Source organism: Streptomyces sp. NBC_00388 (genome assembly GCF_036061255.1).
Taxonomy (GTDB): Bacteria; Actinomycetota; Actinomycetes; order Streptomycetales; family Streptomycetaceae; genus Streptomyces.
The window spans coordinates 3,293,375-3,305,844 of sequence record NZ_CP107948.1 but is presented as its reverse complement, the minus strand read 5'-3'; the positions used below and the strand labels follow the sequence as shown (position 1 = coordinate 3,305,844).

10 protein-coding genes are annotated in these 12,470 nt (G+C 72.5%); 7 read left to right on the top strand and 3 right to left on the bottom strand.

Translation table 11 applies throughout. The annotated features are described in order from the left end of the window. The first annotated feature begins 77 nt into the window (after nucleotides 1-77). Nucleotides 78-611: an ATP-binding protein gene (locus OG917_RS14895; RefSeq protein WP_328318086.1), complete on the top strand. Its 534-nt coding sequence runs from the start codon at nucleotides 78-80 to the stop codon at nucleotides 609-611. 301 nt (nucleotides 612-912) lie between these two features. Here OG917_RS14895 and OG917_RS14890 read toward each other — a convergent pair whose 3' ends face one another. Continuing rightward, on the bottom strand, nucleotides 913-1,839 hold the full coding sequence (locus tag OG917_RS14890) for a cyclase family protein (RefSeq protein WP_328318085.1): 927 nt from the start codon (nucleotides 1,837-1,839) through the stop codon (nucleotides 913-915). A gap of 84 nt (nucleotides 1,840-1,923) precedes the next feature. On the opposite strand from OG917_RS14890, the gene OG917_RS14885 reads away from it, so the two are divergent. The 3 genes from OG917_RS14885 to OG917_RS14875 all read left to right on the top strand — a co-directional run bounded on the left by OG917_RS14885 (nucleotide 1,924) and on the right by OG917_RS14875 (nucleotide 5,137). Next, nucleotides 1,924-2,838, top strand: a complete 915-nt coding sequence (locus OG917_RS14885) for an SDR family oxidoreductase (protein WP_328318084.1) — start codon at nucleotides 1,924-1,926, stop codon at nucleotides 2,836-2,838. Nucleotides 2,839-2,906: 68 nt separating this feature from the next. After that, complete coding sequence (locus OG917_RS14880; protein ID WP_328318083.1) at nucleotides 2,907-4,091, top strand: acyl-CoA dehydrogenase family protein; 1,185 nt, start codon at nucleotides 2,907-2,909, stop codon at nucleotides 4,089-4,091. Beyond that, entirely contained in the window at nucleotides 4,088-5,137 is a 1,050-nt protein-coding gene (locus OG917_RS14875) for a Zn-dependent alcohol dehydrogenase (protein ID WP_328318082.1), read from the top strand. The genes OG917_RS14880 and OG917_RS14875 overlap by 4 nt, the downstream gene beginning before the upstream one ends. Nucleotides 5,138-5,225: 88 nt before the next feature. Here the strand turns inward: OG917_RS14875 and OG917_RS14870 are convergent, their stop codons facing one another. After that, nucleotides 5,226-6,599 carry an MFS transporter gene (locus OG917_RS14870; protein WP_328318081.1) on the bottom strand — a complete coding sequence of 458 codons (1,374 nt, stop codon included), beginning with the start codon at nucleotides 6,597-6,599 and terminating at the stop codon, nucleotides 5,226-5,228. Between the two features lie 298 nt (nucleotides 6,600-6,897). On the opposite strand from OG917_RS14870, the gene OG917_RS14865 reads away from it, so the two are divergent. Next, nucleotides 6,898-8,502, top strand: a complete 1,605-nt coding sequence (locus OG917_RS14865; RefSeq protein ID WP_328318080.1) for an alkaline phosphatase D family protein — start codon at nucleotides 6,898-6,900, stop codon at nucleotides 8,500-8,502. A gap of 86 nt (nucleotides 8,503-8,588) precedes the next feature. On the opposite strand, the gene OG917_RS14860 is transcribed toward OG917_RS14865, so the two are convergent. Beyond that, nucleotides 8,589-9,581, bottom strand: coding sequence for a GlxA family transcriptional regulator (locus OG917_RS14860; protein ID WP_328318079.1), 993 nt, complete (start codon nucleotides 9,579-9,581; stop codon nucleotides 8,589-8,591). 102 nt (nucleotides 9,582-9,683) lie between these two features. On the opposite strand from OG917_RS14860, the gene OG917_RS14855 reads away from it, so the two are divergent. After that, on the top strand, nucleotides 9,684-11,030 hold the full coding sequence (locus OG917_RS14855) for an MFS transporter (RefSeq protein ID WP_328318078.1): 1,347 nt from the start codon (nucleotides 9,684-9,686) through the stop codon (nucleotides 11,028-11,030). A gap of 84 nt (nucleotides 11,031-11,114) precedes the next feature. Beyond that, nucleotides 11,115-12,461, top strand: a complete 1,347-nt coding sequence (locus OG917_RS14850; protein ID WP_328318077.1) for an MFS transporter — start codon at nucleotides 11,115-11,117, stop codon at nucleotides 12,459-12,461. The last annotated feature ends 9 nt before the right edge of the window (nucleotides 12,462-12,470 follow it).

The following is a 12,470-nucleotide window of genomic DNA, read 5'->3' as shown; positions in this document are numbered from 1 at the left end:
AGAGGCGCTAGGCGATGTTCCCTCAGTGCTCGCAAAGCCCTGGGTGGTTCCCCCGGCCGGTTCGGATGGTGTGAGCGGTGCAGGTGCTTCAGGTTCAGCTGGAGGTCGGACCCGATCCCGCAGAGGTGGGGCGGGCCCGCAGGTGGGCGCGATCCAGGCTTGTCGGGTGCGGGATAAGGGCCGACGAACCACTCGCCGAGACGTTGATTCTGCTGATCTCGGAACTGGTGACCAACGCCGTGGTTCACACCGGGTGTCCGGCGGTGCTGCGCATGCTGTTCGGTCCGGCCGACGACTCCGGCACGGTCCGGGTGGAGGTGGCCGACACCAGTGCCTGTCCGCCCCGGCCGCGCCACGCGGAGGGCGAGGACACCAACGGCCGCGGTCTCGAACTGGTCGACGGGCTCGCCGACCGCTGGGGCTGGCAGCCCGAGGGGCACGGCAAGTCCATCTGGTGCGAGGTCGACCGGGCCGGGTGCGAGATCGATCCGGGCGGATGCGAGGCGGACCGGGGCGTGTGCGAGGGCGCCGGAAGTGCGCCGGAGCGCATGGACGTTATCCGCGAGCCGGGGATCTACGACCCGCCACGCGCCGTCACATATCGGGTGTAACTCGCAAAGGTCTGCCCTGGTGTTGACGCGGAGTGGTGACCTGATCACTCTTGCAGGAGCGGTCCGCCCGTGGGGGGACGCCGAGGGTGCCGGGGGGTGTGGGGGCTCGGATCTCGGTGTGAATGGATCGCGGTCGGCGCGGCCCCTCTCGGGCAGGGAGGGGCGGTGCCCGCGTCGTTCCGGGTGGCGGCTGACGTGCCGCCGCCACCCGGAACTCGCCGTACGGCCGGGCCGTTGCCCACCACCGGGGCTGTCGCGCCTCCCCGTCGCGACCACCGCATCCCGCCGCTCGCCCCGCCCCTCAGAGCAACGCGACCGGCGCGACCGGCGCGCCCGTCCCGCCGGTGAAGGGCTCGGGTGTCGCGGAGAGCAGGAAGGTGTAGCGGTCCTCTTCTGCACAGGCTGTGGACAACTCTTCGAGATTCCAGTTCTGCCCCTGGGGCATCCCCATCTCGACCAGGTGCAGGGCGTGGACGGGCAGCCAGAGGTCCTCGTGCTCGGGCGGGAAGATCTCGAAGGTCACGGTGTCGTTGGCGACCGCCGCCACGTCCCGTGCGTGGAACCACTCCGGGGCGCGCACCGAGAGACCCGGTGACGGGTAGGTGTAGCCGTTCCGGTCGCCGCCGAGATACAGCCGGACCTGCCCGGTCCGCACGAGCACGATGTCCCCGGCGCGCACCGTCACCCCGGCGAGCTCCTGCGCCGCCTCCAGGTCCTCCGGTGTCACCGCCCGGCCGCCCTCCAGCCGGTCCACACCCCGGGCCCGCGCCACGTCGAGCAGCACGCCGCGCGATACGAGGTGGCGCACCGTGCCGATCCCGCTGAAGCCCGCCCCGCCGTGGGCCGTGATGGTGTCGGCGGGGCGGCCGTTGTAGAGCATCCCGGAGTGCGACGCGTGGGTGAGCGCGTCCCAGTGGGTGCCCGTCTGCAGGCTCATGGTCACGATGTCGTCGCTGGTGGCCACGGTGCCAGGACCGAAGAGCTCCTGGTTGATCTGGACCATCGCGTGCAGCGGGTTCACCCGTCCCGGGATCATCCCGGTCTGGACGCCGTCCTGTTCCAGGGCCAGCGCCAGCGGGACGCGGCGGCCTGTCCGCACGGTCGCCGCTGCCTCCCGTACGACCTCGTCGGTGATCAGGTTCAGCGTGCCGATCTCGTCGTCGGCGCCCCAGCGGCCCCAGTTGTTGACGCGTGCGGCGATGTCGTGGAATGCGGCCGGCAGGGACATCGGGCCTCCGGGGGTCTTGTGCTCGGCTGTCTGACTACCCGTAAAATCTAACGGTCCGTCAGAAACCGCGGGAAGGGGCCGGGCATGGGGAACTTCTTGGCAGGCAAAGTCATCGCTGTGACAGGCGCGGGGCGTGGCATCGGCCGGGCGGTCGCCCTCGCCGCCGCGGCCGAGGGAGCCCGGGTCGTCGTCAACGACTACGGCGTCCCCGTCGAAGGCGGTGCACCGGAGAGCGCGGTCGCGGAGGCCGTGGTCAAGGAGATCGTCGCGGCCGGCGGCCAGGCAGTCGCGGTCGCGGACGACATCTCGACCATGGCGGGCGGTCAGCGGATCGTCGATGTCGCGCTGGCACGGTACGGGCGGATCGACGGGGTCGTCTGCGTCGCCGGGATCCTCCGTGAGCGGATGCTCTTCAACATGTCCGAGGACGAGTGGGACCCGGTGGTCGCCACCCATCTGAAGGGCACCTTCACCGTCTTCAGGGCGGCGTCGGCGGTGATGCGCAAACAGGGCAGCGGCACGCTGATCGGCTTCACCAGCGGCAACCACCAGGGCAGCGTCGCACAGGCCAACTACAGCGCCGCCAAGGGCGGCATCATCTCGCTGGTGCGCAGCGCCGCGCTCGGCCTCCACAAGTACGGGGTGACTGCGAACGCGGTGGCCCCGGTGGCCAGGACCCGGATGTCCGCGAACGTCCCCATGGAGCTGAAGGAGATCGGCGAGCCGGAGGACGTGGCCGCCCTCGTCACGTACCTCCTCTCGGACCGGGCCCGCGACGAGCGGATCACCGGGCAGGTCTACACGATCGCCGGCCCGAAGATCGCGGTCTGGGCCCAGCCGAGGGAGCTGCGCGCCGGGTACGCGGAGGGTGCCGCGTGGACTCCCGAGCGCATCGCCGACTTCCTTCCGGGGACGGTGGGGGTGGATCCGATGCCGATGCTGGAACGGCTGGAGGAGATGGCGCGGGCGGCGGCGGCCAAGGAGCGGCCCCATGCGTGAAGGACCCGTGCCCGACGGCCGGGCCCCGGGCCGCGGCAGCACCGCCTGCCGGACGGGGGAGGCGCGGCATGGACTTCGCCCCCGGCCCTGACGACGCCGCGTTCCGGGCCGAGGCGCGGGCCTGGCTGGCGGACCGGTCCACCGGCCGGTTCGCCGCCGCCGAAGCCGTCGGCGGCCCCGGCAGCGAGCACGAGGGCGCCCGGCTGCGCCGGGCCTGGGAGCGGGAGCTGGGTGGCGGCGGGTGGATCGGCATCGGCTGGCAGGGCGACTTCGGCAACCGCCGGGCCACCCTGACCCAGCAGGTCGTCTGGGCCGAGGAGTATGCGGCGGCCCGCGCCCCCGGCCGGGTCGGGCACATCGGCGAGAACCTGCTCGCGCCCACCCTCATCGCCTTCGGCGACGACGAGCAGAAGGCCCGGTTCCTGCCGCCCATCGCGCGCGGCGAGACGCTCTGGTGCCAGGGGTACAGCGAGCCGGGGGCCGGATCCGACCTGGCGGCGGTGCGCACCGCGGCCGTGCGCGACGGCGACGGGGCCTACCGCGTCACCGGCCAGAAGATCTGGACCTCGCTCGCCCGCGAGGCGGACTGGTGCTTCGTGCTGGCCCGTACGGAACCGGGCGCGCGCGGCCACCACGGACTGTCCTTCCTGCTCGTCCCGATGGACCAGCCGGGCCGCGTCGACGTACGGCCGATCCGCCAGATGTCGGGCACCAGCGAGTTCAACGAGGTCTTCTTCGACGGCGCGCGGGCCGAGTGCGCCGTCGGCGGCGAGGGAAACGGCTGGCAGGTCGCCATGGGTCTGCTCGCGCTGGAGCGCGGGGTGTCCACCCTGGTCCAGCAGATCGGCTTCGCCCGTGAGCTGACGGAGGTCGTCGCCGCCGCGGTCGCCTCGGGCGCCGTCGACGACCCGGTCCTGCGCGACCGGCTGGTACGCCAGTGGGCCGAGCTGCGCACCATGCGGTGGAACGCCCTGCGCACCCTGGGGCGTACCGGCGACGCGGGAGCACCCAGCGTCGCCAAGCTGCTCTGGGGCGGCTGGCACCAGCGGCTGGGGGAGCTGGCGGTGCTGGTGCGCGGGGCGGGCGGCGCGGTCGGACCGTACGGCTGGACGCCCGATACCCCCTACGAACTCGACGCGCAGCAGCGGCAGTTCCTCTTCAGCCGGGCCGACACGATCTACGGCGGCTCCGACGAGATCCAGCGCACCATCATCGCCGAGCGGGTGCTCGGCCTACCGAGGGAGCCGAGATGAGGGGTGTCGTCTTCGACGGCAAGCAGGCCCAGGTGGTCGACGATCTGGAGATACGCGACCCGGGGCCGGGCGAGGTCCTGGTCGATGTCGCGGCGGCCGGTCTCTGCCACAGCGACCTGTCGGTGATCGACGGGACCATTCCGTTCCCGGTGCCGGTGGTGCTGGGGCACGAAGGCGCGGGTGTGGTCGAGGCGGTGGGGGCGGGAGTGAAGCATGTGGCACCCGGTGACCATGTGGCGCTCTCCACCCTCGCTGCCTGCGGGGCGTGCGCGGACTGCGACCGGGGCAGGCCGACGATGTGCCGCAGAGCCATCGGGATGCCGGGCCGGCCGTTCTCGCGGGGCGGGAGCCCGCTGTACCAGTTCGCATCCAATTCGGCCTTCGCCGAGCGCACGGTCGTCAAGGCCGTCCAGGCGGTCAGGATCCCGGTCTCGATCCCGCTCACCTCGGCGGCGCTGATCGGGTGCGGGGTGCTGACGGGCGTCGGAGCGGTACTCAACCGGGCGAAGGTCGACCGGGGGGAGTCGGTGGTCGTCATCGGCACCGGCGGAATCGGCCTCAACGTCCTCCAGGGCGCCCGGATCGCCGGTGCGGCGACGATCGTGGCCGTCGACGCCAACCCGCAGAAGGAGGCGGTGGCCCGGCAGTTCGGGGCGACCCACTTCCTCACGTCGGCTGAGGGTGTCCGGGACGTCCTCCCGACGGGCACCGACCACGCCTTCGAGTGCGTGGGCCGGGTGGAGCTGATCCGTCAGGCCGTCGACCTCCTGGACCGCCACGGCCAGGCGATCCTGCTCGGCACCCCGCCCCCGACGGCCGAGGCGTCGTTCCTGGTGTCGTCCCTGTTCCTGGACAAGGCCATCCTGGGCTGCCGGTACGGGGCTTCGCGCCCGCAGCGGGACATCCCGCTGTACGCGGGGCTGTACGAGCGGGGGGCGCTGCTCCTGGACGAACTGGTCACCCGGACGTATCCGGTGGAGGACTTCGCGGACGCGGTCTCCGATGCGGAAGGAGGAAGGGTGGCGCGGGGGGTGCTGACGTTCTGACGCGCCCGCCCCGGGAGCCGGTACGTGACTCCGCCCGGCCCCTCGGCCGCCGGGCGGGCCCGGCAGCGGGGCGGAGCCCCCGGAGGGCTCAGCCGTCGCACGGGGGCGGCGCGCGCAACGTCCTCACCTGCGGCGCCAACAGCGCACCGCAGGTGGCCAGCACCGTGAACCCCGCGCATCCGGCGAGTGCGGCGCGGGGGCCGACGGCCGCCGCGACCGGCCCCGCGGCCACCAGCCCCAGCGGGGCCAGGGCGAGGGAGCCGAACCAGTCGTAGGAGCTGACCCGCGACAGGATCTCCTCGGGGATCTCCCGCTGCATCGTGGTCTCCCACAGCGCGCCGAACACATCGCTGGAGAGGCCCGAGCAGAACATCGCCACACAGACCCCCCAGACCGGTGTGCCGGAGGCCAGCAGCGCCATCGGCGCCGCCACGGGGAAGACCGCCAGCACCGCCACCAGGATGGGGCGGCGCACCCGCAGCCGCAGGGCGAACGAGGCCCCGGCGACGGTCCCCACCGCCTGCGCGGCGACGATGGCGGACCAGGCGCGGGGCCCGCCGAGGTGCGCCTGAGCCTCCAGCGGCCCGAGGACTCCGGCCGTCGCGGAGGTGGCGGCCACCATGACGGCGGCCTGGCAGACCACGACCCACAGCCACTGCCGGGAGACGAACTCCTGCCAGCCGTCCCGCAGATCGGCCCAGCCGGACGACGCGGCCCGCGCGGCCGTCGTCAGCCGCAGCCCCCGGACGAGCCCCGCGCTCACCACGAAGGACGCGGAGTCGAGGGCGAGTGCCCAGCCCGCGCCGAACCGCGCGACGGCCGCGCCGGAGAGCGCGAGCCCGAGCAGCATCGCGCCGTTCGTACCGATCCGCAGTGAGGCGTTGGCCTGCTGGAGCCGCGCGGCGGGAACGATCTGCGGGACGACTCCGGACATCGCGGGAGCGAACAGCGCGGTCGCTGTGCCGGCCACCACCGCCAGCAGGCACATCGCCGTCAGCGGCGCATGACCGGTGAGCACCATCGCGGCGAGTCCGCCGTACGCGGCGGCCCCCAGGCAGTCCGCGATCACCATCAGCCGGGAGCGGGACATCCGGTCCGCGATGACGCCGCCGACCAGGATGAGGGCGAGTTGCGGCAGCGCCTGGCAGGCGAGTACCAGCGACAGCCGCCCGGGGGTGGCACCCGGCAGCGAGAGCACGGCGAAGGCCAGCGCCACCCGGGCGAAGGCGTTGCCCAGCACCGAGACGGTCCGCGCGGAAGCGAGCAGTGCGAACCGCCGGTCACGCCAGAGCGACGGCAGCGCCGCGGCACCGGACGGAGCGGCCGGGGCCACCGGGCCGTCGCCGGAGGCAGGAGCCGGGATCGTCACGGGGGCGAGTGTTCCCGGGTCGGCGGCGGCGTGTGCGGCGGGGTCCGCACCGGGGTCGTGCGGGGTCGCGGATGTGTCGGGGGGAAGCGCCATGGGCGGTCACCCTACCGAGAGGCGAACGAGCGGAAGCGGCTGCCCCAGCCGCCCATTCGGGCCAACTTTCTGTCCCGTACGGAGCAGTCGCGATTCAGCCGGAATTCGGCTTGCCCTCCCGGCGCGGAAGCCGTAGAGGCCAGGTGGCCCAAGGTATTTCGTGCGGCCGGGCGCCGCCGGTCCGATGCTTCCGGGAACTGTCATGCGCACGATGCGTGGCGTTCAGCCCCTCGGCCACCTCGTCCTGTGAATCTCAAGCGCGACAAGAGACCCCACAGGAGCCAGGGAGTCAATCCGTATGTCCGCAGACGACGCAGCACGCTCCGCTCTCACCGGCCGCCGCAGGTTCCTCGCAGGATCGGCCGCCGCGCTCGGCGTGGCCGCCGCCGCCCAGCTTCCGCTCTCCGGCAGCGCGTCCGCCGCAGCCGCCGGTACCGCCGTGTCCGCCTCCTCCGCCGCGGCGGCGAGACTCCCTGACGGGTTGTTCGGACTCGGTGTCGGGTCGGGCGATCCGCTGCCGGACGCGGTCGTGCTGTGGACCCGCCTCGCGCCCGACCCGCTGAACGGCGGCGGCATGCCCGACGCCCCCGTCACCGTCGAGTGGCAGGTCGCCGACGACGCGAAGTTCACCAAGATCGTGCGGAGCGGCACGGAGCGGGCGGTCCCGGCGCTGGCGCACAGCGTGCACGCCGACGCCAAGGGCCTCAGGCCCGGCCGCCAGTACTGGTACCGCTTCCGCTGCGACGGGCAGATCTCCGCCGTCGGCCGCACCCACACCGCGCCGTCGCCGCTCACGGCGGGCGGCACCCTGCGTATCGCGCTCGCCTCCTGCCAGAACTGGCAGCACGGCTACTTCACGCCCTACGCCGACATGCGCGCACAAGACCCCGACCTGGTGCTCTTCGTCGGCGACTACATCTACGAGTCCGCCCCGGCGGCAGGCTCGGTACGGCTCCACACCGGCAAGGGCGAGCCGTACACGCTGGACGAGTACCGCAACCGCTACGCCCAGTACCGGACCGACCCGGACCTCCAGGCGATGCAGGCGTACGCGCCCTGGGTGGTGACCTTCGACGACCACGAGGTCGACAACGACTTCGCGGGCGAGGTGCCGCAGGACCCGGCGAAGCAGTCGCACGACGCCTTCGTCGCCCGGCTCACCGCCGCGTACCAGGCGTACTACGAGCACATGCCGGTGCGGGCCGCCGCGGTGCCCGACGGCCCGCACATCCAGATGTACCGGCGCTTCGACTACGGGCGGCTCGTCCGGCTGAACATGCTCGACACCCGCCAGTTCCGGACCGACCAGGCCGCGACCCAGGCGGGTGCCGAGGACCCGGCCCGCACGATGCTGGGCGCGGCCCAGAAGGACTGGCTGCTGCAGGGGCTGACCCGGTCACCGGCGCGGTGGAACGTCATCGCCTCCCAGATCATGATGGCCGAGACCGACCTCCTGCCCGGCGCGGGCAAGCTCTGGTACTACGACGCCTGGGACGGCTACCAGGTCGAACGGAACGCGCTGATGCGGCAGTTCCAGTCGGTACGCAATCCCCTGGTGCTCTCGGGCGACCGCCACCTGACGATGATCAGCGATCTCAAGAAGGACTTCGCCGACCCGAAGTCCGCAGTGGTCGGAGCGGAGTTCGTGGGTACGTCCATCTCCAGCAGCGGCGACCAGGACCAGGCCGTCTTCCACGAGCAGTGGGACCCGCTGAAGGCGGACAACCCGCACTGGAAGGTCATCGACGCGCACCGCGGCTACCACCTGTTCGACATCGGGGAGACGTCGGTGGACGCCCAGGTGCGGGTGGTGGACACGGTGGTCAGCAAGAAGGCCACGGCCAGCACGCTCGCCCGGCTCCAGGTGCGGGCGGAACGGCCGGGCGTCGAAGTGGTGGGCTAGGTCCCGTCGTCCGGAACCGGCGGGAGCCGTCCGGAGCCGGATGGCGGCGCCGGGCGCCGGGGGGCGTCCGGAGCCGGCCGTGCGCCTCAGGCCGTGGCCCGTGTCCGGAACGTACGCCGGTACACCGTCGGCGGGACGCCCAGCGCCGACTGGAGGTGCTGGCGCATGGACTGGGCGGTGCCGAAGCCCGCGTCCCGGGCCACTTGGTCGACCGAGAGGTCCGAGGACTCCAGGAGGTACCGGGCACGCTCGACCCGCTGCTGGGTGAGCCACTGGCCGGGGCTGATTCCGGCCTCCTCGCGGAATCTGCGGGTGAAGGTGCGTACGGACATCGACTCCTGCGCGGCCATGTCCCGCAGCTGGATCGGTTCGTGCAGCCGGTCGAGCGCCCAGGCCCTGGCGGCGGTCGTCGTCGCCGACCGCTCGTCGGGCAGGGGGCGCTCGATGTACTGGGCCTGGCCGCCGTCCCGGTGCGGCGGGACGACGGTGTGGCGCGCCACGTCGTTCGCCACCGCCGTTCCGTGGTCGCGGCGCACGATGTGCAGGCAGAGGTCTATGCCCGCCGCCACGCCCGCCGATGTCAGGACGTCGCCGTCGTCGATGAACAGCACGTCCGGATCGACCAGGACCGAGGGGAACAACCGCTGGAAGCGTGCGGCGGACGACCAGTGCGTGGTGGCGGGGCGGCCGTCCAGATATCCGGCGGCGGCCAGTACGAAGCTGCCGGTGCAGATGGAGACGAGCCTGGTGCCGGGTCTGATGCGGCCGAGGGCCGCGGCCAGTTCGTCGGTCAGCCGGCCCGCCTCGTACACCGGGCCCAGTTCGAACGAGGCGGGGACGACGACCGTGTCCGCGGTGGCCAGCGCCTCCGGGCCGTACTCGGCCATGATCGAGAAGTCGGCGTCGGTGCGGACCGGACCCGGCGGGCGGACCGAGCAGGTCACCACCTCGTACAGCGGATTGCCCGCGGCGTCCCGGGGGCGGGTGAAGATGCGGTGCGGAATGCCTAGTTCGAAGGGGAGCAGCCCGTCCAGTGCGAGCACGACGACGCGGTGCGGACGTGGGTTCGGACGGGGCACGGGACCTCCCTGGTCGGTACGGGCGGCGCCGGCCCGAACGGGGCGGCGGCCGATGAGACGGGTCTGGTGGTCCAGACCTGTCCTTGATATGCATCAGACACTGTGACTGATAAGCACCCGACCGACCAGGTCATTTCCCGCACGACCCTCGTTCCGCCCGCACAGGCCGGGCCGCATACCGCACAGGCCGGGCCGCATACCGCACAGGCCGGGCCGCATACCGCACCGCCGGGCGGGCCGGCGGCCGGGTCTCCGGGTCTCTGGAACCGTAACTTCCGCTTCTTCTTCAGCGCCCGCACGGTGGCCAGATTCGGCGACGGCATGGTCCCGGTGGCCCTGGCCGCAGGCCTGCTGGACACCGGACACGGCGCCTCGTCGGTCAGTTTCGCCCTCGGCGCCTGGATGGTGTGCTTCGCCGGCTTCGTGATCGTGGGCGGGGTGCTGGCCGACCGGTTCACACCGCGCCGGATGATGGTGCTCGCCGACGCGATGCGGCTGGTGGCGACCACGGTGCTCGCGGTGGTCTTCGTGGCGGGCGCGCCGCCGCTCTGGCTCGTGTACGGGCTGAGCGCGGTCAACGGCCTGGGTGCCGCGCTCTTCCAGCCGGGAGTCGCCAGCATGCTGCCCAGGGTGGTGCCCGACGTGCAGCGCGGCAACGCGCTGCTGCGGGTCGCCGAGTCGCTGACGACGATGGCCGGCCCGGCGGCGGCGGGCGCGCTGGCGGGAGTGGGCGGGCCCGGCACCGTCTTCGGTGTGAACGCGGCGACCTTCGCGGTCAGTGGTGCCTGCCTCTTCCTCATCCGGATGGCGCCGATGGCCCGTACGCACGGCGAGACGCTCGTCGCTGAGATCGTGGGCGGCTGGCGGGAGTTCAGGGCCCGCAACTGGCTCTGGGGGGTCATCGCGGTCTGGACCGTGTACGGGGTGACGGTGCTCGGGCCGCTGACCCCGCTCGAAGCAGTCGTGGTCACCGAGCGGCACAGTTCGGCCGTCTACGGGCTCATGATGACGGTCAACGGCGCGGGCAACGCGGTCGGCGGGCTGATCGCCATGCGCGCGCGGCCCCGGCGCCCGCTCTTCGCGGGCACCTTCGCGCTGTTCGGGGTCATCGCCAACCTGCTGGTCCTGGCGTACGACGTACCGCTCGCGCTGCTGTCCGCCGGATTCTTCGTCGGCGGCGTGGCGTTCGCGTTCTGGCTGGTCATGTGGTCGACCACGGTCCAGACGCACGTACCCACCGAGGCGCTCAACCGGCTGCACGCCTATGACGTGGCCGGGTCGCTGATCATGCTCGCGGTCGGGCGGGCACTGGCCGGCCCGGTCGCCGACGCGGTCGGCGTCAAGCGGGTCCTGGTGACCGGAATGGCGATCAACGTGCTGGTGTGCGCGGTGTTGTTCGCGGTTCCGGCGATCAGGGGACTGAGGCGCAAGGGGGAGGAGTTGCGATAGGTCCGAGTGTCGTGGCCCGATCGTATCGAATGCTGTCCTCCCGGCCACTCACGCGGCTGGGGCCTGCCCGGTGATGCTGAACGTGTGACTCAGACATCGGAACCCCACGCCACCCAGCGCGGGCCGCGGCCACCGTCCCCGGTCCGCCGCCGACCGCGGGTGCACCGCGCCTGGTTCGTGGCCGCGGTCACCTTTGTGACGATCATCGGCGCAGCGGCCTTCGCCTCGCTGCCGGGGCTGCTGATCGACCCCCTGCATGATGAGTTCCACTGGTCGCGCGGCACGATCGGCCTCGCGGTCTCGGTGAACCTCGCGCTGTACGGGCTGACGGCGCCGTTCGCCGCTGCGCTGATGGACCGCTTCGGGATCCGCCGCGTGGTGGCCGTCGCGCTCACCGTCATCTCGGTGGGCTCGATGCTCACGGTGTGGATGACGACAGCATGGCAACTGATGCTCTACTGGGGCGTGCTGGTCGGCCTTGGCAGCGGGTCGATGGCGCTGGCGTTCGCGGCGACGGTGACCAATCGGTGGTTCGTTGCCAGGCGAGGGCTGGTCAGCGGTGTTCTCACGGCGGCGAGCGCGTCGGGCCAGCTCGTCTTCCTGCCGGTCCTCTCGTGGCTGGTCGTGCACCAGGGCTGGCGCCCCGCCGCCGTCACCGTGGCGCTCGCGGCGCTGGCGGTGGTACCCCTGGTGTGGATCCTGCTGCGGGACCATCCCGCGGACGTGGGACAGTCGGCCTACGGGGCCGAGGAGTTCGTACCGAAGCCGCCACCGGTGTCGGGGGCCGCACGGCGGGCGATCGGGGCGCTGGCCAGGGCGGCCAGGACCGGTCCTTTCTGGCTGCTCGCCGGGACGTTCGCGATCTGCGGGGCGTCCACCAACGGCCTGGTGAAGACCCACTTCGTCCCGGCGGCGCACGACCACGGCATGCCGGTCACGGCCGCCGCGTCGCTGCTGGCGGTGATCGGCGTCTTCGATGTCGTGGGCACGATCGCGTCCGGCTGGTTCACGGACCGCTTCGAACCCCGCCGGCTGCTGGCTGTCTACTACGCGCTGCGCGGGGTCTCGCTGCTCATCCTGCCGCTGCTGCTGGCGCCTTCCGTCCACCCGCCGATGGTTCTCTTCATCGTCTTCTACGGCCTGGACTGGGTCGCGACCGTGCCCCCGACGCTCGCCCTGTGCCGCGAACACTACGGCGAGGACAGCGCCATCGTCTTCGGCTGGGTACTCGCCTCGCACCAGGTGGGCGCGGCGCTGGTCGCGTACCTGGGGGGCGTGGTGCGGGACGTCTTCGGCTCGTACGACGTGATCTGGTACGCGTCCGGTGCGCTGTGCGCGGCGGCGGCCCTGATGGCTCTGATGCTCAGGCCGCGTGCGGACCGGCCGGCGGGTACGGCTGGTACGGGCGCGGTGGCGGGAGCGGCTGCCTGAGCCCGGAGG